Source organism: Ruegeria sp. BG7, assembly GCF_056535685.1.
The window spans coordinates 1,718,096-1,743,078 of the sequence record NZ_JBQFIU010000001.1; the positions used below are offsets into that span (position 1 = coordinate 1,718,096).

General features: G+C 57.8%; 26 protein-coding genes. 5 read left to right on the plus strand and 21 right to left on the minus strand.

Translation table 11 applies throughout. From position 1 onward, the window contains the following. Positions 1 to 40 precede the first annotated feature (40 nt). Positions 41 to 847 carry a mechanosensitive ion channel family protein gene (locus ACR3EH_RS08625; RefSeq protein WP_171647421.1) on the minus strand — a complete coding sequence of 269 codons (807 nt, stop codon included), beginning with the start codon at positions 845 to 847 and terminating at the stop codon, positions 41 to 43. A gap of 215 nt (positions 848 to 1,062) precedes the next feature. On the opposite strand from ACR3EH_RS08625, the gene ACR3EH_RS08630 reads away from it, so the two are divergent. Continuing rightward, positions 1,063 to 1,761, plus strand: coding sequence for a glutathione S-transferase family protein (locus ACR3EH_RS08630; RefSeq protein WP_171183830.1), 699 nt, complete (start codon positions 1,063 to 1,065; stop codon positions 1,759 to 1,761). A 49-nt stretch (positions 1,762 to 1,810) separates the two neighbouring features. Here ACR3EH_RS08630 and ACR3EH_RS08635 read toward each other — a convergent pair whose 3' ends face one another. The 9 genes from ACR3EH_RS08635 to ACR3EH_RS08675 all read right to left on the minus strand — a co-directional run bounded on the left by ACR3EH_RS08635 (position 1,811) and on the right by ACR3EH_RS08675 (position 11,220). After that, positions 1,811 to 2,257, minus strand: coding sequence for a YtoQ family protein (locus ACR3EH_RS08635; RefSeq protein WP_171183828.1), 447 nt, complete (start codon positions 2,255 to 2,257; stop codon positions 1,811 to 1,813). Positions 2,258 to 2,338: 81 nt separating this feature from the next. Then, the gene (gene pheT, locus ACR3EH_RS08640; RefSeq protein WP_171647423.1) at positions 2,339 to 4,735 is read right to left on the minus strand and encodes a phenylalanine--tRNA ligase subunit beta; all 2,397 of its coding nucleotides are present in this window, start codon (positions 4,733 to 4,735) and stop codon (positions 2,339 to 2,341) included. Positions 4,736 to 4,813: 78 nt separating this feature from the next. Continuing rightward, entirely contained in the window at positions 4,814 to 5,620 is an 807-nt protein-coding gene (locus ACR3EH_RS08645) for a CE1 family esterase (protein WP_171183824.1), read from the minus strand. Positions 5,621 to 5,924: 304 nt separating this feature from the next. Beyond that, positions 5,925 to 6,509 carry a hypothetical protein gene (locus tag ACR3EH_RS08650; RefSeq protein WP_171183822.1) on the minus strand — a complete coding sequence of 195 codons (585 nt, stop codon included), beginning with the start codon at positions 6,507 to 6,509 and terminating at the stop codon, positions 5,925 to 5,927. 38 nt (positions 6,510 to 6,547) lie between these two features. Next, positions 6,548 to 7,621 (minus strand): phenylalanine--tRNA ligase subunit alpha, encoded by a 1,074-nt coding sequence (pheS, locus tag ACR3EH_RS08655; RefSeq protein ID WP_171179000.1) that lies wholly within the window; start codon positions 7,619 to 7,621, stop codon positions 6,548 to 6,550. 71 nt (positions 7,622 to 7,692) lie between these two features. Next, positions 7,693 to 9,063, minus strand: coding sequence for a glutamate--cysteine ligase (locus ACR3EH_RS08660; protein ID WP_171183819.1), 1,371 nt, complete (start codon positions 9,061 to 9,063; stop codon positions 7,693 to 7,695). A 65-nt stretch (positions 9,064 to 9,128) separates the two neighbouring features. After that, on the minus strand, positions 9,129 to 9,656 hold the full coding sequence (locus ACR3EH_RS08665) for a hypothetical protein (RefSeq protein WP_171183817.1): 528 nt from the start codon (positions 9,654 to 9,656) through the stop codon (positions 9,129 to 9,131). After that, complete coding sequence (locus tag ACR3EH_RS08670; protein ID WP_171675884.1) at positions 9,653 to 10,426, minus strand: GNAT family N-acetyltransferase; 774 nt, start codon at positions 10,424 to 10,426, stop codon at positions 9,653 to 9,655. The genes ACR3EH_RS08665 and ACR3EH_RS08670 overlap by 4 nt, the downstream gene beginning before the upstream one ends. A 68-nt stretch (positions 10,427 to 10,494) precedes the next feature. Next, positions 10,495 to 11,220, minus strand: coding sequence for a 16S rRNA (uracil(1498)-N(3))-methyltransferase (locus ACR3EH_RS08675; protein ID WP_171183813.1), 726 nt, complete (start codon positions 11,218 to 11,220; stop codon positions 10,495 to 10,497). 12 nt (positions 11,221 to 11,232) lie between these two features. Here ACR3EH_RS08675 and ubiA point away from each other — a divergent pair, with 12 nt between their 5' ends. The 3 genes from ubiA (at position 11,233) to ACR3EH_RS08690 (ending at position 14,501) form a co-directional block, all read left to right on the plus strand. Then, positions 11,233 to 12,195 carry a 4-hydroxybenzoate octaprenyltransferase gene (gene ubiA, locus ACR3EH_RS08680; RefSeq protein ID WP_171183810.1) on the plus strand — a complete coding sequence of 321 codons (963 nt, stop codon included), beginning with the start codon at positions 11,233 to 11,235 and terminating at the stop codon, positions 12,193 to 12,195. A gap of 64 nt (positions 12,196 to 12,259) precedes the next feature. Further along, positions 12,260 to 14,179 carry an OmpA family protein gene (locus ACR3EH_RS08685; RefSeq protein ID WP_171183808.1) on the plus strand — a complete coding sequence of 640 codons (1,920 nt, stop codon included), beginning with the start codon at positions 12,260 to 12,262 and terminating at the stop codon, positions 14,177 to 14,179. A gap of 1 nt (position 14,180) precedes the next feature. Beyond that, the gene (locus ACR3EH_RS08690) at positions 14,181 to 14,501 is read left to right on the plus strand and encodes a hypothetical protein (RefSeq protein WP_170446384.1); all 321 of its coding nucleotides are present in this window, start codon (positions 14,181 to 14,183) and stop codon (positions 14,499 to 14,501) included. A gap of 21 nt (positions 14,502 to 14,522) precedes the next feature. On the opposite strand, the gene ACR3EH_RS08695 is transcribed toward ACR3EH_RS08690, so the two are convergent. From ACR3EH_RS08695 to pgsA, 4 genes are all read right to left on the minus strand, one after another. After that, the gene (locus ACR3EH_RS08695) at positions 14,523 to 15,731 is read right to left on the minus strand and encodes a trans-sulfuration enzyme family protein (RefSeq protein ID WP_171183806.1); all 1,209 of its coding nucleotides are present in this window, start codon (positions 15,729 to 15,731) and stop codon (positions 14,523 to 14,525) included. A 123-nt stretch (positions 15,732 to 15,854) separates the two neighbouring features. Continuing rightward, positions 15,855 to 16,298, minus strand: a complete 444-nt coding sequence (locus ACR3EH_RS08700; protein WP_171675882.1) for a molybdenum cofactor biosynthesis protein MoaE — start codon at positions 16,296 to 16,298, stop codon at positions 15,855 to 15,857. Between the two features lie 3 nt (positions 16,299 to 16,301). Then, the gene (moaD, locus tag ACR3EH_RS08705; protein WP_171093853.1) at positions 16,302 to 16,547 is read right to left on the minus strand and encodes a molybdopterin converting factor subunit 1; all 246 of its coding nucleotides are present in this window, start codon (positions 16,545 to 16,547) and stop codon (positions 16,302 to 16,304) included. Positions 16,548 to 16,550: 3 nt separating this feature from the next. Next, on the minus strand, positions 16,551 to 17,219 hold the full coding sequence (gene pgsA / locus ACR3EH_RS08710) for a CDP-diacylglycerol--glycerol-3-phosphate 3-phosphatidyltransferase (RefSeq protein ID WP_171183804.1): 669 nt from the start codon (positions 17,217 to 17,219) through the stop codon (positions 16,551 to 16,553). A gap of 174 nt (positions 17,220 to 17,393) precedes the next feature. Here pgsA and ACR3EH_RS08715 point away from each other — a divergent pair, with 174 nt between their 5' ends. Next, the gene (locus tag ACR3EH_RS08715) at positions 17,394 to 18,278 is read left to right on the plus strand and encodes a DMT family transporter (protein ID WP_171183802.1); all 885 of its coding nucleotides are present in this window, start codon (positions 17,394 to 17,396) and stop codon (positions 18,276 to 18,278) included. On the opposite strand, the gene uvrC is transcribed toward ACR3EH_RS08715, so the two are convergent. From uvrC to ACR3EH_RS08750, 7 genes are all read right to left on the minus strand, one after another. After that, the gene (gene uvrC, locus ACR3EH_RS08720; RefSeq protein WP_171183799.1) at positions 18,275 to 20,137 is read right to left on the minus strand and encodes an excinuclease ABC subunit UvrC; all 1,863 of its coding nucleotides are present in this window, start codon (positions 20,135 to 20,137) and stop codon (positions 18,275 to 18,277) included. The genes ACR3EH_RS08715 and uvrC overlap by 4 nt on opposite strands. Before the next feature lie 290 nt (positions 20,138 to 20,427). Then, a complete protein-coding gene (locus tag ACR3EH_RS08725) occupies positions 20,428 to 21,207 on the minus strand; it encodes an SDR family oxidoreductase (protein ID WP_171183798.1) in 780 nt (259 codons plus the stop codon). 21 nt (positions 21,208 to 21,228) lie between these two features. After that, positions 21,229 to 22,188 (minus strand): calcium/sodium antiporter, encoded by a 960-nt coding sequence (locus tag ACR3EH_RS08730; protein WP_171184234.1) that lies wholly within the window; start codon positions 22,186 to 22,188, stop codon positions 21,229 to 21,231. Next, the gene (locus tag ACR3EH_RS08735; RefSeq protein ID WP_253746499.1) at positions 22,188 to 22,379 is read right to left on the minus strand and encodes a hypothetical protein; all 192 of its coding nucleotides are present in this window, start codon (positions 22,377 to 22,379) and stop codon (positions 22,188 to 22,190) included. The genes ACR3EH_RS08730 and ACR3EH_RS08735 overlap by 1 nt, the downstream gene beginning before the upstream one ends. After that, the gene (locus tag ACR3EH_RS08740; protein WP_171093863.1) at positions 22,360 to 23,157 is read right to left on the minus strand and encodes a S49 family peptidase; all 798 of its coding nucleotides are present in this window, start codon (positions 23,155 to 23,157) and stop codon (positions 22,360 to 22,362) included. The genes ACR3EH_RS08735 and ACR3EH_RS08740 overlap by 20 nt, the downstream gene beginning before the upstream one ends. A gap of 113 nt (positions 23,158 to 23,270) precedes the next feature. Continuing rightward, the gene (locus ACR3EH_RS08745; RefSeq protein ID WP_171183797.1) at positions 23,271 to 24,032 is read right to left on the minus strand and encodes an ABC transporter permease; all 762 of its coding nucleotides are present in this window, start codon (positions 24,030 to 24,032) and stop codon (positions 23,271 to 23,273) included. Next, positions 24,029 to 24,958 carry an ABC transporter ATP-binding protein gene (locus ACR3EH_RS08750; protein WP_171093867.1) on the minus strand — a complete coding sequence of 310 codons (930 nt, stop codon included), beginning with the start codon at positions 24,956 to 24,958 and terminating at the stop codon, positions 24,029 to 24,031. The genes ACR3EH_RS08745 and ACR3EH_RS08750 overlap by 4 nt, the downstream gene beginning before the upstream one ends. Positions 24,959 to 24,983 lie beyond the last annotated feature (25 nt).

Below are 24,983 nucleotides of genomic sequence, written 5' to 3' on the forward strand. Positions count from 1 at the left end.
ATAAGGGCAAATTTTATGCCCGGTTGACAGGCAGGAGCCGTCACCCCTGTTTCTGAATTTCCACTGCGTGTGGGTAAGGGATCGAGATACCCTTGTCGTCAAAGGCTTCTTTCACAGCCTTGGTCAGTTCGAATTTGGCATCCCAATAATCCGCCGCATCACACCAGAGCCGCGCCGTCAGGTCCACTGAACTGTCCCCAAGATTGGTGACCTTGACCCAGGGCTCGGGATCGCTGTGAATGCGGTCGTCCGCTTTGGCCACGTCCAAGATGATTTGCATCGCCTTGTCCGCACTGTCACCATAATCAATACCGAACACCAGATCGACGCGACGCGTGTCATGTGCCGAAAAGTTGGTGATGATCGATCCCCAGGACTGACCGTTCGGGACAATGATCTGAACGTTGTCAGGGGTTACCAGTTCGGTGGTGAACAGGTTCAAATCCTTCACGGTTCCTGCTGTGCCGCCAATATCCACATACTGACCCAGTTTGTAGGGTCGGAAGACGACCAGCATGACACCGGCAGCCAAATCGCTGAGCGTGCCTTGAAGTGCCAGACCAATGGCCAGAGAAGCGGCGCCGAGAATGGCAACGATGCTTGTGGCTTCGATCCCAAAGATGCCAAGAACGGCAACCAGAACCATGGCCAGTATGGCCCATTTGACAAGGCTCGCCATAAAGTTCCCGAGTGTGGGATCGATATGTGGCGTCGAGTTGATCCGGCGGCGCACCATGCCACCGATTGCGCCGGCTACAATCCAGCCCAGGATCAGAACGACAAGCGCCTTGACTGCATTCATGATCAGCGGGGCGTATGCGCCCACCTGTGTTACGACCTCATCCACGCGCATCTCCTTTCAACAGCAAGAAACCCGCGAGGTTTTCGCGGGGGTCACCGGATTGTGAGCTAAGATTGCGTTTCGGTCTAGGTGCGACTTTCGCCGGATTTCCCCGTTGTTCGTCAAAAAACACGGCCTGACCGGAAATGCACAGGGCAAAGGGCTTACATGATCACAGTTTGATCCCTAGCTTTGACGAGATATCCAATCAGGAGCCCCCAATGCTGGACAACAAACCTCATCCGATCATGGCCCGCTGGCCTGCCCAATCCCCGGACAAGATCCAACTGTACTCCTATCCAACCCCAAACGGCGTCAAAGCGTCGATCATGCTTGAGGAAACCGGCCTGCCATACGAGGCTCATCTGGTGACGCTTGCAGATGCGGATGTCAAAAGCCCCGAGTTTCTATCGCTGAACCCGAACAACAAAATCCCTGCCATCATCGATCCCAACGGGCCTGATGGTGAACCGCTTGCCCTGTTCGAAAGCGGCGCCATCCTACTGTACCTTGCAGAGAAGTCGGGCAAGTTATTGGGTGAAAGCGCCGCCGACAAACACCGCATCACCCAGTGGCTGATGTTTCAGATGGGCGGGGTCGGTCCGATGTTCGGCCAGCTGGGCTTTTTCCACAAATTTGCGGGCAGCGAGATCGAAGACCCCCGCCCGCGCGAACGCTATGTCAAAGAGGCGAAACGCCTGTTGAACGTGGTCAACACCCAGCTTGAAGGGCAAGATTGGATCGCAGGCGACTATTCAATCGCCGACATTGCCCTTGCGCCATGGCTGAACGCGTTGGATTTCTACGGCACGAAGGACGTTGTCGGCTGGGACGGCTACGCCAATGCCGTCGCCTATGTCGACCGTTTCATGCAACGTCCGGCGGTTCAGCGCGGCAAGGTCATACCTGCGCGCGGCTAAACGATTGAATTTTGGAAGGGTGCCTTTGGCGGCACCCTTTTTGCATGTCTCAGCCGGGCAGCGCGCCAGTCAACACATAGCGCAGAATTTCCACAACCTGAGCAGGCTCTTCAGCCACGGCAAGCGCGGCTGCGTCAACTTCTTTCAACGCGTGCTGATGATCCGGGCCGTGCAGAACAATGATCGACTTGCCAAGTGCCGCAGCATAACCCGCGTCAAAGGCTGCGTTCCACTGTTTGTACTTGTCTCCAAACCGAACAACCACGACGTCCGCATCCGCAATCCCCTTGCGCGTGCGGATCGCGTTGACCATCGCGCCCTTATGGTCGTGCCAATATTTGTTCGGCTCGGCCCCTAGAATGGCGACACCGCAATCATCGCTGGCAGCATGATCGGTCACAGGGCTGTTGAATGTCACATCCAACCCTTGCGCACCCTCAATGATCTGTTCCCGCCAGTCGGTGTGAATTTCGCCCGAGAGGTAAACGTTCAGCATATTCAGTCCTCCGCAAATACAGAAAGGGCGCCGCCGCCCCTTCATCTTTTCAAAAATACTCTCGCCGAAGGCGATCCTGAGTTACCCGCGCAGGACGCCGCCGGTCGCCTTGGTAACTTTCGAGATGATCTTTTCGGCCACCGCTTCGATATCTTTTTCCTTCAGCGTCGTGTCCGTCGGCTGCAGGCGCACGGTGATGGCCAGAGATTTCTTACCTTCACCCAGGCTTCCGCCGATGAATTCGTCAAAGACGCGTACATCCTCGATCAGCGCCTTGTCAGCACCCGCTGCAGCATTCACCACCGTCAGCGCCTCGACACCTTCATCGACGACAAAGGCAAAATCACGTTCGACCGCCTGAAGATCTCGCAGCTCCAACGCGGCGCGGGTTGCACCGGATTTGCGGGGCAGAGGCACCTCGTCCGGCCAGATCGTAAACGCCATCGCCGGACCCTTGATGTCCATCGCCTGCAAGACACGCGGATGTAGTTCGCCGAACACGCCCAGTACCTTTTTCGGACCCAGGCAAATCTTGCCATGACGTCCCGGATGCCACCAGGCGTCCCCGTCACGAAGGATCTGCACCTTCGCCGGTGCACCAATGGCAGCCAGTACAGCTTCAGCATCTGCCTTGGCGTCAAACACATCCACCGCTCGCGCGGCCCCGTGTACATCTTTCGGTCCGTCACGACCGACCAGCAAGCCGGTGATCTGGGTTTTCTGATCGCCGGGCTCTCCGTCATGGAACACCGGGCCAACCTCGAACAAAGCCACATCCGCAAAGCCTCGCGCCTGATTGCGCGCCGCCGCTTGTAACAGGCCGGGCAGCAAGTCGGGGCGCATGTGGCTCATCTCGGACGAGATCGGGTTTTCCAGTTGGGTCGCCTCATCACCTCCGCCGAACAGCGCTGCGGACGCCTGATCAATGAAGGTGTAGGACACACATTCATTATAGCCCAACGCGGCACAGGTCCGACGCGCCATGGACTGACGGCGCTGCGTTGGCGTCATCACTGCCTTGGGGATACCATCCGTCACGCGCGGCAACGGTTTGCCCTGCAACTTGGTCAGGGACGCAATCCGCGCGACCTCTTCCACCAGATCGGCCTCACCCATGATATCGGGACGCCAGCTGGGCACATGAGCCATCTCACCCTCAAGGCGGAAACCCAGGCGGGTCAGGGTCTGACGCTGTTCGCTTTCAGGAATGTCCATTCCGACCAGAGACTGCACCCGTGCCGCGTCCAGCTTGTAAGCCCGCCCATGGTTCGGGGCCTTGCCCGCTTCGACCACGTTGGACGCTTCGCCGCCACAGATATCCAGGATCATCTGAGTTGCGTGTTCCAACCCTTCGCGGGTGTAATCTGGATCAACACCGCGCTCGAACCGGTACCGCGCGTCCGAATTGATTTTGAGCGCACGACCGGTCAGCGCGATCTGCACGTGGTCCCAGAACGCACTCTCCAGGAAGACATTAACCGTCTCTTCGGCGCAGCCGGTTTCCTCACCGCCCATGATCCCGGCAATCGATTCCGGGCCGTTGTCGTCCGAAATCACCATCATGCCTGGCTGCAGAGTATATTCTTTCTCATCCAGCGCCACCAGTGTCTCGCCACCTTTGGCGCGATGCACCCGCAGGTTGCCTTGCACTTTATCCGCATCAAACACGTGCAGCGGGCGGTTGTGGTCGAAGGTCATATAGTTGGTGATGTCCACCAAGGCCGAGATCGGACGCAGGCCAATAGCCTTCAGCTGATCCTGCAGCCACTGTGGGCTGGGGCCGTTCTTGACGCCGCGGATCAGGCGCCCAGTGAAATGCGGCGCACCGTCCAAAGTGTCTTCGTCAATGCTGACCTTGATCGGGCACTCGAAATCCCCGGGAACCGGCGCATAGTCACGCTGTTTCAGCGTACCGATACCGCGCGCGGCCAGATCACGCGCGATCCCCTCAACGCCCAGCGCATCGGGCCGGTTCGGCGTGATCGCGATCTCGATCATCGGATCGACCTTCGACGGATCGTTCTCGGCCAGCCAGTCGACAAATTTGTCACCAACTTCACCGGAAGGCAGCTCGATGATGCCGTCATGCTCCTCCGACAGCTCCAGCTCGCGTTCCGAGGCCATCATGCCAAAGCTTTCGACGCCCCGGATCTTGCCGACGCTGATGGTGATATCCAGACCGGGGATGTACATGCCCGGCTTGCAAACCACGACGGTGATGCCTTCACGCGCGTTCGGGGCCCCGCAGATGATCTGCAGATCACCCTCATCTGTTTCAACCGTGCAGACCCGCAGCTTGTCAGCGTCCGGGTGTTTCTCGGCATGTTTGACATGGCCCAACGTAAAGCCTGCCAACCGGTCCGCCGGGTTCACGATCTCTTCGACCTCCAGGCCAAGGTCGGTCAGCGCCTCGGCGATCTCATCAACCGAAGCGTCAGTGTCGAGGTGGTCTTTCAGCCAGGACAGAGTGAATTTCATTGCACGGGGCCTTTTTTGGCAGATATCCAGTCGGCACAGGCAATGGCAAAGAATGGACCAAGGTGCAAGCGCTGTGCGTCACGGATAGGTGGGGGTGCGGCCCAAAAGCTCGTCCAATTGTCGCCCGATCCAGCCATGCGGGATGAAATGCCCGCCCGGATGGGTGTCCAGCACCACCTGCCCCTGCGCGCAATCTGTCCATTCCACCCGGCTGAGCGTCAGGATCGGCACCACGCTCCAATCGCCGCGCGGGGTCGCTCCGTTACAGTTGTACTTTTCCCGCCACAGGGCCACCGGATAGGTCGTGTCGCCATTCGCGCCATAGGGAAAATCCATCACCGTATCGCTGAGGCCATGCACATGGCGCGCCTCGCGCGGGCCTTCGGGACAGTTTTCGGTCTGGCGAATGCTGCCCGCAACGGCCAGTAAGGCGGCAACGTCATTGCCCGACTGGCACACATAACGCCACGCCATCGCGCCACCAAAGGAATAGCCCGAGACATAGATGCGGTCAGGGTCAATCGGATAGCGCTTGGCCACATCTTCCAGCACCCGGTCGGCAAAAGGCACATCGTCGGTGCCCGAGGTCCAGAAATCCCAGCTTTTGCCCAGCCCGTTCGGGGCCACTAGTAACACGCCCCGCAGCTTGGTCGCCCCGGCAATGCGCTCATGGTTCACGACAACGGTTCCCTGCCGCGCCCAGCCGTGGAAATGCAGCAACACGGGCAGAGGCGTTTCGCCGTCCCAGCCCTCAGGCTCCAACACATGATACGAGCGGTCGCCGACCTCACAGGCGGTATCGCCGTGGCAGTCGGTGTTCCACGGCCCCATGGCAAAGGCCGGTGAGGCGGTCAGCAACAGAAGGCAAAGCAGTCGATAGATCATGCGCCTGACCCTAGCCAACCAGAGCGCCAAGTCACGTCACAACCCCGTGGGAACCTGTAACAAGCCGTGGTGTCGCCAGACCGCGGGATGGCGATCCTTGATTGGTGCTGGGCAGTTTATGGGGGTCAAATCCGCGCGCTGTTCGAGCGTTGCGCTGGCGGAGACAAATCGCCAGCCCGTACGGGCGGTGTCGTCCATTGGGCTTGAACCAATGGCGCCGCAATGAACGACCGATAGCGCGGCGGCCTATCGGCCTTTGCTCCGCGCTTGCTACAAGCCAACCGTGTTGTTTGGCTAATGCGACTCAGCTGGAACCAAAATGTCGGATGAAGGGCAGGAGCTTAGTTTCAATTGCATTCAATGCCCCAGACAACCTCTCGGTTATTGACCCAGATGTCCGATCATAACCGTCCCAAATAACGTCTTCGTATGTCTCTATTCGTTGAAGATCTTTTTCAGAAAGCTCTCTGCCAAAGCGAGTGCTATCGCGCTTGGCTTCCCTGATCTTTGCTCTGAGAGCCACAATCAACTTTACACGCGCATCAAAGATAACGTCGATAGCATCTCTGACTTCTTGATCTCCAATTAGCGCTTTTTGGCGAACTCCAAGTCGCCTCAACTCCGCGAAATCGTCGTCAAGTTCAGCCAGCTCTTTGAGTCTGCGGCGAAAGTCATAAGCCCCGTCATCTTCTTCGCCTTCGGGCGCTCCAAAACCCAACGGGCTTCGAATAGTCTGAAACTTGCCGATCAATTCGGACGCGTGCGAAATCAATTCCTCACCAAGCTCTGCCCGCTTGGAGGATAACTTTTCACCCTTCCAAGAATGGAGTTGGCGATAGGCAACCCAAACACCTGCAGCGACCGAAACCGCAATAACCACTTGGCTCAATGCGGAAATTCCTTCGAAAATTCCACTTGAAGTGATTGTCACCGAGACAAACCACCATGCAGATTCGGCATATCCAACGCCGCAAACCCATAGTGGCGCAACCAGCGCAGGTCAGAATCAAAGAACGCCCGCAGGTCCGGAATACCGTATTTCAGCATCGCCAGACGGTCGATCCCAATGCCAAACGCAAAGCCTTGATACACCTCAGGATCAATCCCACCGGCGGCGATCACCTTGGGGTGAACCATGCCGGAGCCGAGGATCTCCATCCAGTCATCGCCCTCGCCGATCTTCAGCTGACCGTTGTCCCAGGAACAGCGGATATCGACCTCGGCCGACGGCTCGGTGAACGGGAAGTGCGAGGCGCGGAAGCGCAGCTCGACGTCGTCAACCTCGAAGAACGCCTTCACGAACTCTTCCAGAACCCATTTCAGGTTCGCCATCGAGATGTCTTTGTCGATGGCCAGTCCCTCGACCTGATGGAACATCGGCGTGTGGGTTTGGTCATAGTCGGCGCGATAGACACCGCCCGGACAGATCACGCGGATCGGTGCGCCCTGTTTCTCCATCGACCGGATCTGCACAGGGGACGTGTGCGTCCGCAGCACATGCGGCGGGCGATTGTCGCCCTCGGCGCGGTGCATATAGAACGTGTCCATCTCGGCCCGCGCGGGGTGGTGGCCGGGAATGTTCAGTGCGTCGAAATTGTACCAGTCGGTTTCAATCCGCGGCCCTTCGGCCACCGAGAAGCCCAGTTCGGCAAAGATCGCGGTCAGTTCCTCGGTCGCCTGGCTGATCGGGTGGATCGAGCCCTGACGGCGCGCGCGGGTCGGCAGGGTGACGTCCAGCCATTCGGTGCGCAGACGTTCATCCAGCGCGGCATCGGCCAGCGCGGCCTTTTTGGCAGACAGAGCCGAGTTGATCTCATCCTTCAGGGCGTTCAGCGCGGGACCTGCGACCTGACGTTCCTCGGGCGTCATCTTGCCCAGCTCGCGCATCTTCAGCGCAACCTCGCCTTTTTTGCCCACGGCAGCGACGCGGATCGCCTCTAGCGCGTTTTCGTCGCCTGCTTCGGCGATTTGGCCCAGATATTTTGCCTTAAGATCGTCCATCACGGCCCTCTGAATTTGGTCGAGAACCTGCTATCGGCCCCGCCCCGCGAATGCAAGCGGGACGGTGCGGATCAATAGCTGTATTCCGGGAAAATCCGGGTCAGGTCGCCATTCCAGTCGCCATTGTAGTGATCCAGCAACTCATCTGCCGGAACCTTGCCGGTGTCGATGCTTTCCTTGAGCGCATTCAGGAAATGCGTCTCATCCGGGACCAGCCCCCCTGCACCGGGGCGTGCGCGGGCCTTCAACCCGGCCTCAGAGATCGCAACAACCTCACGCGCCAGATCATGCATGTTGATGTCACCGACCTGCGCCTGAAGGCCATTGACCGCAGCTTGCACGCGAAGCTCTTCGCGTGTTTCCGCGTCCCAGCCCTTGACCAGATCCCACGCCGCATCCAGCGCGCCCTGATCGTAAGTCAAACCAACCCAGAAGGCGGGCAGCGCACACAGTCGACGCCACGGGCCACCATCGGCCCCACGCATCTCCATATATTTCTTGATCCGTGCTTCGGGGAAGGCCGTGGTCAGATGATCGGCCCAATCGCTGAGGGTCGGTGTCTCACCGGGCAGCGCAGGCAATTCCCCTTTGAGGAAGTCGCGGAACGACATGCCCAGCGCGTTGATATACTGGCCGTCGCGATAAACAAAATACATCGGCACATCGAGCGCGTATTGCACGTAACGTTCGAACCCGAAGCCGTCTTCGAATACAAAGGGCAGCATCCCGGTGCGTGCATCATCCAGATGCCGCCAGATATGGCTGCGCCAGCTTTTCTGACCGTTGGGCTTGCCTTCAAAAAAGGGCGAATTGGCAAACAAGGCGGTCGCCACCGGTTGCAGCGCAAGTGCAACGCGCAGTTTCTGCACCATGTCGGCCTCGGACCCGAAGTCGATATTGACCTGAACCGTGCAAGTGCGCCGCATCATGGCGCGGCCCATAGTGCCGACCTTTTCCATATAGTCGTTCATCAACCGATAACGCCCTTTCGGCATCAAGGGCATTTCCTCGTGAGTCCATATCGGGGCCGCGCCCAGACCAATGAAACCTACGCCGATCTCGTCCGCGATGTCCTTCACCTCACGCAGGTGGGTGTTTACCTCATCGCAGGTCTCGTGGATCGTCTCAAGCGGGGCACCGGAAAGCTCCAGCGCGCCACCGGGTTCCAGGCTGACATTTGCACCGTCTTTTTCAAGACCGATAAGCTTGTCGCCTTCGCGCACTTCGCCCCAGCCATGGCGATCCCGCAGACCTTCCAGAACGGCCACAATCGAGCGTTTGCCTTCAAACGGCAGCGGCTTCAGCGTGTCTTTGCAATAGCCGAACTTTTCGTGCTCGGTGCCGATGCGCCAGTCTTCTTTGGGTTTACAGCCTGATTCCAGATATTCGGCCAGTTGCTCATGGCGTTCGATCGGACCGCCGCCGGACTGAGGGATGGACATGAACCGTGCTCCGATCCTGATGTGTCTGTCTTGAAGGTCAGTCGTGGTCGTAAATGACGCCAGTGTCAATGCAACCGCAAATGTGCCGGGCGCGATGGGGTGCGTTCCCAGATGACGACGGGATGTCGTGATTTACCGTTGAGTTCCGACAGCATCTGTTCGGTTTTCAACCCAGGCAGGCTAGAGAACACATCAAACAAAGCCTCTGCCCCTTCTGCATTCACAGGAATGTGAAGCGCCGGCTGTCCCGACTGATCCAAAACCCAATGCGCCGGGCTTGAGGTCGGGTCGAGCGCAAGCCGTTCAATTTCGCGCGTCGCCACGATGCCGCCGTCCAAAGGACCCAGATAGGTGATCTGACCTTCATCCACGGTCACCACGCCCTGCCCGCCTGCGCCGGTTCTGAACCGGGCGCGCTGTATGCCAATGACCGCCAATGCCACAGACACCAAGATCAGGAACCAGCCCAACCATGCCAACAACCCACCCGGCCCGCTGACCCAGCTGAGGCCGAGGATCAGGACAAAAACCGCAACCACCACTTCGCGCCAGCGCCACAGCGCCAGTTTTGCCTCGGGTCGGATGAAACTCATGGCACTACCTTTTGCGGTTTCTGCAGAAGCGCTACACGGTACCAACCGACTTGCCGGAACCCAATCGCCTCATAAGCACGAGCTGCAGGCGAATTGTTCGCGAACAGGATAGCCGACGTCGCACCTTCGGATTTTGCTTTTTGCATCAATGCGGTCGTGACCCGGCGACCCAGACCACGATTCCTGTTTTCGCGCGGCACGAAAACGCCTCCCACCTGTATCTGGTCGTGAATCTTGGCATTCACGGCCGCCATTGCAACAGGAGACGCATCTTCCAATAGAACAATCGCCCTATCTGCGGTCAGTTCCGCATCGACACGCTCAGCAGCAAGTTCGCGTGCCTCTTTACCAACGGCCTGCCCTGTATCTTCAATGTTATCCGCGAACCAAGATCGCAGCCAAGTCCGATCCGAACCTTGCATGCCGCGACACGGGATCAGTGCTTCGGGCAAGTCCTTCAGATCTCGTCGGTACAACGGTTCATCATGGTGCAAACGGTACTTGGCCTGCGCCATATCCAGAGCTTTTAAAGTTAACTCGACCTGAAGCGCATCACCGGTCATACCAAGAACCGTTTCGCCTTCGATCATCCGAGCAAAACTCTCTGCCGCTTCAGTCGCACGATCTGGCAATTGAACCATTAGGTAGCCCTTTTTGCTCAACCCAAAGACGCCCTGAATTCGATCCTTACCCCAAATGAAGTAGCGACTGGAATGGTCATATGCGTTCAATCCCACTCCGTGTACCGCCAGATTGCTACGCAGAAACATTGAGCTGTCCGGGTAGTTTGCCAGGAACGCCTCGAGCGCAGGAGCATCCGACGAAACCGCCTCTCGAATCACGCCCAATCCCCCAGCGCCTGTTGCCACATGGTTAGCGCTGCAACGGCTGCCGTATCCGCCCGCAGGATACGCGGGCCCAGACTGACCACATGCGCATACGGTAATGCCGTCAGTCGCGCGCGTTCTTTGTCGGAAAAGCCACCTTCCGGGCCGATCAGAATCGCCCAAGGCCGTCCTTTTTCATTAGCGGCCAATCGCAGGGCCGAGCCGACCTCGGCCTCGTTGCAGAACATCAACTGACGGTCTTCGGGCCATGTATCCAGTACACGATCCAGCCGCTGCAGGTCGGTGACTTCGGGCACGAATGTGCCGCCACACTGTTCTGCAGCCTCGACCGCATGGGCCTGCAAGCGGTCCTGACGGATGCGTTCGGAATTGGTGAATTCGGTCTGCACAGGCAGGATGCGGGCCGCGCCCATTTCGGCCGCTTTTTCGACGATGAAATCGGTGCGAGCCTTTTTGATCGGCGCAAACAGGAACCACAGATCGGGCGGTAATTGCAAAGGTTTGGTCTGTTCAAGGCAGGTCAATACTCCACCCCGCTTGCCCGCTTCTGTCACTTTGGCCAACCATTCGCCATCCCGGCTGTTGAACAGGGCCACAAACCCGCCAACCGACAGGCGCATCACGCCAAACAGATAATGCGCCTGGTCGCGCGTCAAAGGAACCGATTGCCCCTGACCCAAGGGCTGCTCTACATACAGTCTGATCTTCGCACTCATGAGACCTTACATATGCAAGGCAATGCCCCAACACCAGACGGTCAAGTCGCCGATGCCGTAACCGGCAATTGGGTCGACACTTATGCACCGGCCTTTGCCCGCCCTTATCTGCGCCTCAGCCGCGCGGACCGGCCCATTGGAACGTGGCTGTTGCTGATTCCATGCTGGTGGGGATTAGCGTTGGCCATTCTGCATGATGGCCAGCCCCGTTGGGAAGATCTGTGGATTGCCATTGGCTGCGCGCTGGGCGCGTTTCTGATGCGAGGGGCCGGATGCACCTGGAACGACATCACGGATCGGGACTTCGACGGGCAGGTTGAGCGCACACGTTCACGCCCGATACCTTCGGGACAGGTCAGCGTCCGGCAGGCTGCGGTGTGGATGATCCTGCAATGCCTGCTGGCGCTTGGCATCCTGCTCAGCTTCAATCAGGCCGCGATTGCCATGGGCGTTCTGTCCCTGCTGCCGGTGACAATCTACCCTTACGCGAAGCGGTTCACTTGGTGGCCGCAGGTGTTCCTTGGACTGGCCTTCAACTGGGGCGCGCTATTGGCTTGGGCCGCGCATAGCGGCTCTGTGGGCTGGCCTGCCATCACGCTTTACCTGGCGGGCATCGCATGGACCCTGTTCTACGATACGATCTACGCCCATCAGGACGCCGAAGATGACGAGTTGGTAGGCATCAAGTCCACGGCGCGCTTGTTCGGCAAAGATACGGCGAAGTGGCTGAAGTACTTTCTGGTGGCAACGGTATCGCTGATGGGGCTGGCCATCATCGATGCGGGCGTGCCGGATGCTTCGATTCTGGCGCTTGTTGTTGCACTTAGCGGACCTTGGGCCATGGGTTGGCACATGGCGTGGCAGTTGCGCGGTCTGGATCTGGAAGACAATGCCAAGCTGCTGCAATTGTTCCGGGTCAACCGCGACACCGGCTTGATTCCGCTGATCTTCCTTTGCGTCGCTTTGCTGCTCTGATTGCACCTGCCGAATGGGGACTGTAAAGATCGGCCCAATCGCCTGAGGAGTGTCGAACACAAGCATGCGTCTGCCGTATTTTATCGCTGTTTTGCTGATTTTTCTGGTTTCGGCCGGATTGTCCCTCGTGGCCGCCAGCTACGCTGTTACGAAGATCGAAGAGACATCCGAATTCGCTGTGCGTCGATCATTGGACCTTAAAGGACATGACTGGGCCGAGGTCGAATCCGACGGGCTTCGTGTGGTTCTGACAGGCACCGCGCCGGATGAAGCCACCCGATTCAACGCGCTGACCGCTGCTGGAACCGAGGTCGAAACATCCCGTGTGATCGACGAAATGGAGGTCGAGGCCACCTCGGCGCTGGCCCCACCCCGCTTTTCAGCAGAGATTCTGCGCAATGACAGCGGCATCTCGATCATCGGTCTGATCCCCGCCAGCGAGGACAGGGAAGAGCTGATTGACCGGCTGCGCAACCTGGATCGGAGCGTTGCAGTATCGGACTTGATGGAAACGGCAGATTACCCCAAGCCCGACGGCTGGGACGCCGCAATATCTTACGCCATCGAAGCATTGGCGCGCTTGCCTCGTGCAAAAGTTTCCGCCAGCTCTGGCTTGGTCAAGATCACCGCGATTGCTGATAGCCAAGAAGAAAAACAGCGACTTGAACAGGATCTGACGCGCACCGCGCCGCCAAGCTTGCGCATCGGTCTGGCAATCTCGGCCCCGCGCCCTGTAATTACGCCCTTTACGCTGCGCTACCTGATCAATGATGAGGGCGGGCAGTTTGACGCCTGTTCCGCGCAGGACGAAAAGGCGCGCGACCGCATCGTAGCCGCCGCACGCGATGCCAGCTTGCAAGGCACTTATTCTTGCACCATCGGTCTGGGGGAACCCTCACCGCGTTGGCCCGAAGCCGCTGAACTGAGCATTCAGGCCCTGTCAAAAATCGGCAATGGCACTGTCACACTTTCAGATGCCGACATTACACTGGTCGCAGCCCAAGGAACGGACCCTGCCCTCTTTGACCGGGTGGTGGGTGAGCTTGAAACCGCCCTGCCCCCCGTCTTTGCACTACACGCCGTGTTGCCAGAGCCCGAAGACACGGATTCGTCCGGCCCGGTTGAGTTCTCGGCCACCCGCAGCCCCGAAGGCCTGGTGCAGCTGCGCGGTCGTCTGGGCGATGAAACCCTGCGTGACATGGTCGACAGCTATGCCCGGGCCGCATTTGGCTCTGATCAAGTTTACACGGCCACCCGCATCGTGACCGATCTGCCCTCAGACTGGCCTGTCCGTGTTCTGGCCGGGTTGGAAGCATTGGCGCAGCTGCACAACGGGGCCGTGACCGTGACGCCTGATACCGTAGAGTTGACCGGCCTCAGCCACGAAGAAGACGCAAAGGCCCGTATTGCCGGTCAGCTGTCGGATAAGTTGGGCGAAGGTCAGGAATTCACTCTGATGATCACCTATCAGCCTCCGCCGGAACCCGAAGACGCCCTGCCCGATCCGGAAGTCTGTGAACAACAGATCGCTGAAGTCCAGGCTGCCAGCAAAATCGCCTTCGAACCCGGATCGACCACGATTGCGTCGGATTCGCGCGATACCGTGAACCAGATCGCAGACATCCTGCGGGACTGCGGCCCCATTCGACTGGAGATTCAGGGTCACACAGACAGTCAGGGGCGCGAAGAGATGAACCAGCAGCTCAGTCAAGCACGCGCGCAGTCGATCCTGAACGAGTTGCGCGGGCGTCGCATTCCCACCAGCAGCTACACGGCCGTCGGATATGGCGAAACGCAACCCATTGCGGACAACGACACTGAAGAAGGTCGGGAAGAAAACCGTCGTATTGAATTCCGCCTGATCCGCCCCGAGCCTGTTGAGGCCAATGAAACAGGTCTCGAAGCGCTTGAGACTGAGACTGACACGTCAGAAGCAGACCAGACCGACACGACCGCATCAGATGCGGATGCAGAGGACCAGTAAGTTGAACAGAATAGAATTCATCATCGCCACGGCCATCATTCTGTTTGCCGCATTCTGCATGGGCTGGTTTGCCAACTGGCTGGCTCACCGCCTGTCCCGCGTACGCCAAAGCGACGTGGCCGATCTGGACCGGATGAGTCAGGAGCTGCACGAGGCCGAAGAAACCCGCGACCAGGCCATCACCTATCTGCAGCAGCGTGAAGCCGAGCTGACCAATCAGTTGACCCAGACCGAGGCTGAGCTGGCCGCCGCCATGGACGGTCTGCGCGCCGCGCGGCAAGAGGCCGAAGAATTGCGCGGGCGGATCAACAACGCCGACTGACGCGCCCACGACCTGATCGGGTCACAAAACCTGCTCAAGATCCGCGATCAGGTCTTCGGGATCTTCAAGACCAACCGACAGCCGGAACACGCCGTCCCCTGCATAGTCCCGATAGCTTTCCAGTTGCGCCCCTTCCAGACGGAATGAGGTCTGCATCAAAGCCTCCGTTCCCATCCAGAAAATCAGGCTGCGATGATGGCCAAGTGACACGGCGTAATGGACGATCTTCAGTTTGTCGATCATCTGCTGGGCCAGTGCTTCTCCGGTGGCATTGTCGCCCACCTGAAAGGTGATCATGCCGGACGAATTCCGCATCTGCCGCTGTGCCAGTTCGTATTGTGGGTGTGATTTCAGGCCCGGATACACGACTTTGGTGACGGCCCCACGTGTTTCAAGCCAATTGGTCAACGCCATGGCCCCCGCCTGATGCGCCTTCATCCGAAGCGGCAAAGTGGCCATACCCCGGGCGATCATCCACGCGTTGAACGGTGACATGATGCTGCCGTGATGAATGGCCGACTCGTTGCGAATCTTCTCGATCAACTCTTTGCGGCCCGCTACCGCTCCGCCAATGGCATCACCATGACCGCCTATGAACTTGGTGACGGAGTGCATGATCAGATCGACGCCCAAATCTTTGCTGGGTTGACCCAGCGGAGAGGCAAAGGTGGCATCGCAAGACAATAACGCCTCGGCATTTTGCGCAATGGCTGAGACCGCAGCCAGATCGGTCAGTCGCCCGATTGGGTTTACCGGTGTTTCCGTATGTATCAGCCGTGTGTTCGGCCTGATCGCCGCTGACACCGCCGCCAGATCAGACATGTTGACCGTGCTGACTTCGATCCCCAAGCGCGGCAACGTGTCCCGCGCCAGCTCGGCCACGCCCGCATAAGACACGTCAGAGACGATCACGTGATCTCCGGCAGACAGGAACGTCAGGAAAATCGCAGTTGCAGCCGCCATGCCTGACGCCAGACAAATACAATCCTCGGTGCCTTCCAAGGCGCTGATCTTGGTTTCAAGCGTTCGCACGTTGGGGTTGGCCCAGCGCCCATAAAGGTAAGGGGCCTCTTCCTCGAGATCATGGGCCGAGAACCCGGCAACCTGACCGGTGACAAAAGTCGAGGACATATGCAAAGCCGGTGCAGATGCACCATTGGTCGGGTCCGGTTCTTCGCCCGCATGAATAGCGCGCGTCGCAAGACCCTTGTTTCTCAAATCGTTTTGCATGGGGTTGTCCTCTTGATCCGGTTGATCGGATTTAGCGTGAGCTCTGTTGCTGACGTCTAGAGGAAAATTGAACCTGATCAGGGTCAAAAACGACCACCGCATTGTTGCGGTGGCGGGCCCATCTCACCACCGGGTTAGTGCGTCTTCGTCTTCGTCCTTGGCGGCAACCCATTCCGCACCGACCCCAGTGATTTCTTTCTTCCAGAACGGGGCGCGGGATTTCAGGTAATCCATCAAGTATTCAGCCGCCTCGAATGCATCTTTGCGATGCGGCGCTGCGGTTGCGACCATCATAATCCGGTCGCCCGGGGCCAAGCGGCCATGGCGGTGGATCACCAATACATCCCCCAGTGACCAGCGATCCTTGGCTTCCTGGGCAATCTTTGTCAGGGCACGTTCGGTCATGCCCGGATAATGTTCGATCTCCATGACATCCAGATCACCGCTTGCAAGATCGCGTACGACGCCGGTGAAGGTAACGATGGCACCGTTGGCATCATCCCCGGCGGCAAAGGCGTTGACCTCAGCGCCCAGATCGAAAGCTTCTTCCTGAACAGCGATTCTCATCACTTAACCACCTGTCATCGGCGGGAAAAACGCAACCTCACGCACACCGGTCAGCGAGGCGTCAAAATCTGAAAGCTCTTGATCCAATGCCACGCGCAGGGCTGACAAATCGGCGAAAGCCGCTGCGTAACGTTCTTCCCTTGCGCTTAACTCGGCCACCAGATCGCTGACCGTGGCAGCACTGGTTTCGACTTTTTCCTTTGGCAAACCGATGCGTTCGCGCACCCATGCAAAGTACAGCACATCCATCGCTTAGCTCTCCTTCAGATGCGGCATGGCTTTACGTAAGTAGTCATAACCGGTGATCAATGTCAGCGTTGCAGCAATCCACAGCAGCCACAGCCCAATCTGACCAGCCCAATACATGCCTTCGACATTCCAGCGCAGGTGGTTTACATCTTCAACCTGACCCGCAATGATCTGCTCGACCAGATCAGCATCCATTCCGAAGCTCGCCATAACGGCATAGTGTTCAAAGATGCCTTGCGAAAACAGAACCGCAATGGCGATCATCTGCGCAGTGGTCTTCCACTTGGCCAGTTTCGTAACCTTTAGCGTCCCAGCCACATCACCCAGATATTCACGCAGACCCGAGACAAAAACCTCGCGGAACAGGATCACTGTGGCAGGCAGCACCAGCCACGGGGTCCAGTGTTCGGTCGAGTAGCCGACAAGGATCATAAGTGCGATCACAACCATCGCCTTATCTGCAATCGGGTCCAGCATCGCACCGATTTTGGTTTCCTGCTTCCAGGCGCGGGCCAGATACCCATCGAACCAATCCGTAATCGCTGCCGACAGGAACAGGATCAAAGCGAACCAATCCGCGTATGGCCGGGTAAAGTACAAAAACATGACGGCCAGACCGGGTGCCGCCAACAGGCGCAGGACGGTCAGAATATTGGGCAAGTTCCACTTCATGGCTTGGACCCTATATCGACGCCGCAAGACAGAAAAGCCAAACAGGCTAAAAAACTGCGCCACACCGAAACGCTTGGTCAAAGCGCCGCAGGCCTGACGTCTCAGAGTTGTACCTCTTGGCCTTTTCCTGCTTTGCGGTCAGATTGCCGCGCAAGTCCAATCAGAAAGAAACAGATGACAGCGCATATTCAAACCGACGCCCGGTCGAACATGATCGGCAGCCTTTGGATGATCGCCGCGATGGCGGGCTTCGCGCTTGAGGACGCTTTGCTGAAAGCAGCCTCGGCCGTATTTCCGATCTGGCAGGTGCTGGTGCTGTTTGGCGCGGGCGGCTCGGTGATCTTTGCGGCGGTGGCATTGGCCCGGGGGCAAAACTTGCTGCATCCCGATGTCTTGTCCCGCCCGATGAAAGTTCGGGTGCTGTTCGAGGTCTTTGGTCGGTTGTTCTATGTTCTGGCGATCGCGTTGACCCCTTTGTCTTCGGCCACGGTGATCCTGCAAGCCACGCCACTGGTCGTGGTTGCGGGTGCTGCGATGTTCTTCGGGGAATCCGTCGGCTGGCGGCGGTGGAGCGCCATTTTCGTCGGTATGATCGGGGTTGTCGTGATCCTGCAACCCACCGGCGACAGCTTTTCACTGCTGTCGATATTGGCCGTGCTGGGGATGCTGGGATTTGCCGGGCGCGATCTGGCCAGCCGCGCAGCACCTGCCACATTGGGAACCGAGGTCTTGGGGTTCTACGGATTTCTCAGCATCATCGTTGCTGGGCTCGCCTATCGGTTTTGGGAAGGCGTGCCGATGGTTTCGCTTGATCTGCATACCGGCCTGCATCTGACCGGCGCGGTGCTGATGGGCGTTCTGGCCTATTCCTCGCTGATGAAGGCAATGCGCACGGGCGAAGTGTCCGCTGTGACCCCGTTCCGCTATACCCGCCTTTTGTTCGGCATCGGCTTGGGCGTGGTCATGTTCGGTGAAAGCCTCGATCCGACCATGTGGATCGGCAGCGCGCTCATTGTGGCTTCGGGGCTGTACATCCTGTGGCGTGGACGACGCGCCTAGCCCTTGTCGTGGAAGAAATCGTAAACCTTCTGCGCCAGCCCGGCCGAGATCCCCTCGACCGCTTTCAGATCGGCAAGATTGGCCCTGCTGACCGCCTTGGCGCTACCGAAATGCGTCAACAAGGCACGTTTGCGCGCGGCCCCTACACCGGGAATTTCGTCCAACGGCGTGGCCCCGACGGCCTTTGCCCGTTTCGCGCGATGGGTACCGATGGCGAACCGATGCGCCTCGTCCCTTAAACGTTGAATGAAATACAGCACCGGGTCGTTGCGCTTCAGGGCAAAGGGGCGCTGACCGGTCCGATGGAATTCTTCCTTGCCGTGATCGCGGTCGACCCCTTTGGCAACGCCAACCATGGGAATGTCTTCAACCCCATGGGCCTGCATGATTTCGTGCACGGCGCTCACCTGCCCTGCACCGCCATCAATCAGCAGCAGGTCTGGCCAGAGCCCTTTATCCCGATCCGGATCTTCCTTTTGCAACCGGGTGAAGCGACGGTTCAGCACCTCTTTCATCATGCCGAAATCATCGCCAGGTGTCAGGTCATCGCCTCGAATGTTGAACTTGCGATAGGCGTTCTTCATGAAGCCTTCGGGCCCTGCCACGATCATGCCGCCTACGGCGTTGGTGCCTTGAATGTGCGAGTTGTCGTAAACCTCGATCCGTTCAGGCGGCGCATCCAGATCAAACGCTTCGGCCACCCCGCGCAGCAGTTTGGCCTGCGTCGCGCTTTCTGACATGCGGCGAGCCAATGACTCGCGCGCATTTCGCAGGGCTCCTGCCACCAGTTCCTGCTTCTCACCGCGTTGCGGCACCAGGATTTCCACCTTGCGGCCTGCTTTCTCGGTCAGGGCCTCCTGCATCAGATCGGCGTTTTCAATGCCGTCCGACAGGATCAATTGCCGGGGCGGTTCCTTGTTGTCGTAGAACTGGCCAAGGAACGCCTCCATCACCTCAGCGGGCGAAACATCGGGGCCGACCCGCGGATAGAAATCCTTGTTGCCCCAGTTCTGGTTGGCACGGATGAAGAACACCTGCACACAAGCCTGACCGCTATCCATGTACAGGCCGATCACATCTGCCTCGGCCACGCCGCGTGGGTTGATGCCTTGGGACGTCTGTACTTGCGTCAGCGCCCGGATGCGATCCCGTAGACCGGCGGCGCGTTCGAACTCCATCGCCTCGGACGCAGCCATCATCTGCTCGGCCAGATCCTCCTGCACTTTGGTGGACCGGCCAGACAGGAAACGTTCAGCGTCCTTGACGCTTTCGCGGTATGCCTCTTCCGAGATCAAACCGACACATGGCCCTGAACAGCGTTTGATCTGATAGAGCAGACAAGGCCGCGTTCGACTGTCAAACATGGAATCCGAGCAGTTGCGCAGCAGGAACGCCTTTTGCAATTGGTTCAGTGTCCGATTCACCGCACCGGCACTGGCGAACGGGCCGAAATAGGCACCTTTCTCTTTCTTCGCCCCGCGATGCTTTTTGATCTGCGGAAAGGCGTGGCTTTTTGAGACCAGAATATTGGGGAAGCTTTTATCGTCGCGCAGAAGCACGTTGTACTTCGGCTTGAGCTGCTTGATCAGGTTCTGCTCCAGCAGCAGCGCCTCGGTCTCGGTCCGAGTGGTCAGAAACATCATCGAGGCGGTCGAAGCGATCATCTTTTCGATCCGGCCGGAATGCCCGGGGCGTGTGTAATTCGACACCCGCGCCTTCAGGTTGCGTGCCTTGCCCACATAGAGAACCCGACTATCCGCATCCAGCATCCGATATACACCGGGCGAACTGTCCAGCGTTTTCACATAACGCTGAATACAGGCGTAACCGGTCTGAGAGGAGTCGCTGTGGGTGGTCATGGGCTTTTGATATGATTCTCTTGGACTGGCTGCAATCTCAGGCCTCTCAAATCAAGAGGAAACAAATCCACGACTTCTGTGGATAAGTGTGAAGATAAGTTTCTGCTGGATCGGAAATCCCCTTGTTTCATTGCCCCTTCCTTGATTTGCACAAAAAATGGGCAATATTGCAAGCATATGTAAATAAAAGATATTTTTTCCATCACTTAGCAAGTGTATGAAAAAAAAGACATTTTTGTAACGCGCAGGTAACAGGATTGAGAGCGGTGCAAAACTTGCAGCAAAATTGCTTATTCTACGCCCAGCACGTCAGGCGTTTTCCATCCCAGATGCTGGCCCCCATCAACGCAGAGCAATTGCCCTGTGACTGCATGTGCATCCAAAAAATACCCCAGCGCAGCGGTTATGTCCGACGGGTTGGAACCCCGCTCAAGCACCGTGTTCGATCGCTGTGCCTGAAAATGCTGTTCGCTTTGACGATGCCCCTGAACAGTTGGACCCGGACCAATCGCGTTGACTCGAATGTCAGGTGACAGGGCCTGAGCAGCCGTTCGGGTCAGGGCCCACAACCCCATTTTCGCGATGGTGTAGGACATGAATTCGGGCGTCAGCTTTCGGACCCGCATATCGACCATGTTGACGATCAAGCCTGCGGCCAGAGGCTCGTTGTTTTCGTCCATGCCAGCGGCCAGTCCCTGTTCAGACATAGCCTGCGTCAGTACGAATGGCGCGCGTAGATTGCTGTCGAGATGGCGGTCCCAGCTTTGGCGGGTTGCAGTATGGATATTGTCGTATTCAAAGATCGAGGCGTTGTTCACCAGACAAGTGATCGGTCCACCCAGCGCCTCAGCCGCTTTGGGCAACAACGCCTGAACCTGAACTTCGTCCAGCAGATCGGCCTGCAATGCCACCGCGTGCCGCCCAAGGGCCTGCACTTTTTCTACAGTTTCCTGCGCCGGTTGTTCTGATGTGGCGTAATGCACCGCCACATCGTAACCACGACCCGCCAGATACAGCGCCATGGCCCGGCCCAGACGAATACCGGCACCGGTCACTAAAGCTCGGGTCATGCTTCACCTCGTTTTGTCAGATCACACCAGCAATACGGTGACATAAAGCACATAAAGGAAAGTCAACACCAACCCCCAGATGCGTGAGATATCTTGTTTGAAGAACACAAACGGGATCAGCAGCAGCGATGCGCCCAGCATGACCCAAAGGTCGAATTGCAGGAACTCGGGATCAACCGGGATACGACCAAACCAGGTTGCGATCCCGATGATGGCCAAAAGGTTGAACATGTTCGAACCGATCACGTTACCCAGTGCCACGTCGGCCTGTCTGCGCAACGCGGCCATAACTGTTGTCGCCAATTCAGGCAAAGACGTTCCAACTGCAATCAACGTCAAACCAATGACCGTTTCGCTGACACCATAGTTACGTGCGATGACCGTTGCATTATCCACCAACAGATGCGCGCCCATCGGCAGACCAATCAGCCCTAGGATCAAGAAAACAGATACCTTCCAATACGGCATGTCAGGATCTGCTTCTTCCAGCCCCTCAAGCTCTTCATCCACACAGGCCTCACCGCAGGCTTTGCGATGGGCTTTTGCCTCGCGAAAGGCGTTCATAAGAACAAGACCCAACGCTGCCAACAAGATCAGGCCGCTGAAGAATGTGAACGTTCCCAAAAACGCCAAGCCAATAAACAGAACCGTCGCCATCAGCATGAAGACATAGTTCCTGCGGCTGTTGCACTCACTGGTGTGTAACGTCGCCAACAGCGCGGGCAAGCCCAGAACCAGCAGGATATTCGCCGTGTTTGATCCGACCACGTTACCCAGCGCGATGCCAGGCGCGTCCTCTTCCAAAGCGCTGATTGCAATCAAAAGCTCAGGCGCGGATGTACCAAAGGCCACAATCGTCAGGCTGACGATCAGCGCCGGAACGCCAAGGCGCAGGCTCAGGTTTACGGCACCACGCACAAGGGCGTCGCCTGCCAGCAACAGAATCAACAGGCCCAGACCGGACAACAGCCATGTGGTAATCAAGTCCGGCCTCCCTTTTCGCAGGCGCAGGGGCCTTTGCCGATACGATACCGGCCGCAGCGCGGACATTTCACCGAACTCAATTTCTTTTGCCCGGGAAAGCGAAGCTTACCGAACATTGCCAATACGCCCATGGCAATCAGGAAAAGGGTGACGGCCTTGATGATCACGTTACAAACCGAAACGCGCATAGGCTGCACGCTCCTCTAATCCGGCGATGGCATCCTGTGCCAAGCTGGCCCCAAAGCGCGTCCAGATCGGTTTACGTACACCGTAACGGCGGAACTTGACTTTGTCGCCAAAGCGTTCCTGCATCTTGGGTTTGAGGTGGGCAATGCCATCAATCAGGCCCAATTCCTGCGCGCGGCGCGCCAGCCAAACCTCACCGGTGAACAGATCAGCACTGCTATCCAGCTTGTCACCGCGGCGCGCTTTGACATGGTCAATGAAGTTTTCATGGATGTCCCCCAACAAACCTTGCAGGCGGGCCACATCCTCTTTCTTTTCCGGCGCAAACGGATCCAGCATGGATTTCGACTGGCCTGCCGTGTGCACGCGCCGCTCGAACCCTTGCCGTGCCAGAAAGACATGCGCGCCAAACCCGGCCGAGATCACTCCGATCGAGCCCAGAACCGAACTGTCATCTGCCCAGATCTCGTCCGCGGCGGCGGCCAGCCAGTACCCGCCCGAGGCAGCAACATCCTCGACAAAGGCAATCACGGGCACGTCCAGCTCTTCCGACAAACGCCGGATCCGGGCACCGATCAGTGAACTTTGCACAGGGGACCCGCCCGGAGAATTGAGCTCAATCGCCACGGCGGCGGGTTTTCCCTTGCGAAACGCTTTTTCCAGAACCGGGGCCAGGGTTGTATCGTTCAACGCCCCACGCCCCGCCATTCCAATGGCGCCGGACAGGCGGACAACGGCCACGCAGGGGTGCTTTTTGACAAACGGCAGGCTGAGTTTCATGGGTGCCGATGTAGAGTGCCCCCAACCCGTAAACAAGGGACTCATCCGGCCTTAAACGCGACGTGAACCAAATTCCCACACTCGGTGGGCAAAAATGCAACGCCCAAGGACAGTCAGCTGCGTATGCGCCAACCGGTTTTGAAAATCCAGCCAATGACCGCCAGACAAACACCTGTAAAAGCCAGAATGGCCAGCAGACTAAAGACAATCGGCACATCGGCCAGCCCGTAAAAAGACCAACGGAACCCCGAAATCAGATAAACGACCGGATTGAACAATGTGATGGTCTGCCACAGCGGTGGCAGCATCGAGATCGAATAAAACGTACCCCCCAGAAATATCAGGGGCGTCACAACAAGCTGAGGCACCAACGACATCTGTTCGAAATTGCTGGCCCAGATTCCAATGATGAAGCCCAATAAAGAAAAACTGAGACAGGACAGGATCAGGAACGCAGCCATGGCAAAGGGATGTTCAATCCGAATATCCACAAAAAAGGTAGCGGTTGCCAATATCACCAAACCCACAAACAGCGCTTTGGTGGCTGCGGCACCTACATATCCGATCACGATCTCGATGAAATTGACCGGCGCGGACAGAAGCTCGTAGATGGTGCCCAGAAACTTCGGGAAATATATCCCGAAAGACGCGTTCGAAATCGACAGCATCACCACCGACAGCATGATCAGCCCCGGCACGATAAACGCACCATATGAGACGCCTTCAACCTCTTGAATGCGACTGCCGATAGCCGTGCCAAAGACCACGAAGTACAAAGACGTGGACAGAACCGGCGAGAAAAAGCTTTGCGCGAGGGTGCGGAAGAACCGGGTCATTTCGAACCGGTAGATGGCGGCAATTGCAGTCCAGTTCATGCCATTTCTCCGGATACAAGGTTGACGAATATCTCTTCCAGACTCGATTGCCGTGTCTGCACGTCCCGCAGGATCAACCCGGCTTGTGAAACGTCATTCAGCAAAGTTGTGATACCCGTCCGATCCGCGTGGGTGTCATAGGTGTAAATCAAGACATCCCCCGCGCCATTCAGCGTCAAATTATGCAGCGCAAGACTGTCAGGAATCTGCGCGATTGGCTCTGTCAGCATGACCTCGATTTGCTTTTTACCCATCTGCGCCATCAGCGCGTCCTTGTCCTGCACCAACAGCAGCTCACCCTTGTCGATAACCCCCACACGATCTGCGATGGCTTCGGCCTCTTCGATGTAGTGGGTGGTCAGAATGATGGTGACCCCGTCCTGTTTAAGCTCGGCCACGATTTCCCACATGTCTTTTCGCAGCTCGACATCCACACCGGCAGTGGGTTCATCCAGAAACAGAACGCGGGGCTCATGAGCCAATGCTTTGGCGATAAGCACCCGGCGTTTCATGCCGCCAGACAACTCCTTGATCGCGTTGTCGCGTTTGTCCCAGAGGGATAGTTTCCGCAGAATCTCTTCGATCCGCGCATTGTTTTTGCCAAGCCCGAACAGTCCCCGCGACAGGCGCACCGTGTTCCAGACCTTCTCAAACGGTTCCAGCGCAATTTCCTGCGGCACAAGACCGATCATCCTGCGCGCAGCGCGGTAATCGGCCTGAATATCATGCCCTCCCACCGTGACCTCACCGGAACTCGGGGTGGTGATCCCGCAGATGGTCGAGATCAAGGTTGTCTTTCCGGCACCGTTTGGTCCCAGCAGGGCAAGAATCTCACCCTCTTCAATGTCCAAAGACACACCTTTCAGCGCCTCAAACCCATCGGCGTAAGACTTGCGCAGATCTCTGATGGACAAAATTGTCGTCATATCCGTTCCCCGTTCTGGCGTGGAC

Bases quoted from the DNA above. Each gene is read 5' to 3' on its own strand.
- ACR3EH_RS08630 (WP_171183830.1), top strand. From the start codon at position 1,063: ATGCTGGACAACAAACCTCATCCGATCATGGCCCGCTGGCCTGCCCAA.
- ACR3EH_RS08635 (WP_171183828.1), bottom strand. From the start codon at position 2,257: ATGCTGAACGTTTACCTCTCGGGCGAAATTCACACCGACTGGCGGGAA.
- pheT (WP_171647423.1), bottom strand. From the start codon at position 4,735: ATGAAATTCACTCTGTCCTGGCTGAAAGACCACCTCGACACTGACGCT.
- ACR3EH_RS08645 (WP_171183824.1), bottom strand. From the start codon at position 5,620: ATGATCTATCGACTGCTTTGCCTTCTGTTGCTGACCGCCTCACCGGCC.
- pheS (WP_171179000.1), bottom strand. From the start codon at position 7,621: ATGGACGATCTTAAGGCAAAATATCTGGGCCAAATCGCCGAAGCAGGC.
- ACR3EH_RS08660 (WP_171183819.1), bottom strand. From the start codon at position 9,063: ATGTCCATCCCTCAGTCCGGCGGCGGTCCGATCGAACGCCATGAGCAA.
- ACR3EH_RS08665 (WP_171183817.1), bottom strand. From the start codon at position 9,656: ATGAGTTTCATCCGACCCGAGGCAAAACTGGCGCTGTGGCGCTGGCGC.
- ACR3EH_RS08670 (WP_171675884.1), bottom strand. From the start codon at position 10,426: ATGTTTCTGCGTAGCAATCTGGCGGTACACGGAGTGGGATTGAACGCA.
- ACR3EH_RS08675 (WP_171183813.1), bottom strand. From the start codon at position 11,220: ATGAGTGCGAAGATCAGACTGTATGTAGAGCAGCCCTTGGGTCAGGGG.
- ubiA (WP_171183810.1), top strand. From the start codon at position 11,233: ATGCAAGGCAATGCCCCAACACCAGACGGTCAAGTCGCCGATGCCGTA.
- ACR3EH_RS08685 (WP_171183808.1), top strand. From the start codon at position 12,260: ATGCGTCTGCCGTATTTTATCGCTGTTTTGCTGATTTTTCTGGTTTCG.
- ACR3EH_RS08695 (WP_171183806.1), bottom strand. From the start codon at position 15,731: ATGCAAAACGATTTGAGAAACAAGGGTCTTGCGACGCGCGCTATTCAT.
- ACR3EH_RS08700 (WP_171675882.1), bottom strand. From the start codon at position 16,298: ATGAGAATCGCTGTTCAGGAAGAAGCTTTCGATCTGGGCGCTGAGGTC.
- moaD (WP_171093853.1), bottom strand. From the start codon at position 16,547: ATGGATGTGCTGTACTTTGCATGGGTGCGCGAACGCATCGGTTTGCCA.
- pgsA (WP_171183804.1), bottom strand. From the start codon at position 17,219: ATGAAGTGGAACTTGCCCAATATTCTGACCGTCCTGCGCCTGTTGGCG.
- ACR3EH_RS08715 (WP_171183802.1), top strand. From the start codon at position 17,394: ATGACAGCGCATATTCAAACCGACGCCCGGTCGAACATGATCGGCAGC.
- uvrC (WP_171183799.1), bottom strand. From the start codon at position 20,137: ATGACCACCCACAGCGACTCCTCTCAGACCGGTTACGCCTGTATTCAG.
- ACR3EH_RS08725 (WP_171183798.1), bottom strand. From the start codon at position 21,207: ATGACCCGAGCTTTAGTGACCGGTGCCGGTATTCGTCTGGGCCGGGCC.
- ACR3EH_RS08735 (WP_253746499.1), bottom strand. From the start codon at position 22,379: ATGCGCGTTTCGGTTTGTAACGTGATCATCAAGGCCGTCACCCTTTTC.
- ACR3EH_RS08740 (WP_171093863.1), bottom strand. From the start codon at position 23,157: ATGAAACTCAGCCTGCCGTTTGTCAAAAAGCACCCCTGCGTGGCCGTT.
- ACR3EH_RS08745 (WP_171183797.1), bottom strand. From the start codon at position 24,032: ATGAACTGGACTGCAATTGCCGCCATCTACCGGTTCGAAATGACCCGG.
- ACR3EH_RS08750 (WP_171093867.1), bottom strand. From the start codon at position 24,958: ATGACGACAATTTTGTCCATCAGAGATCTGCGCAAGTCTTACGCCGAT.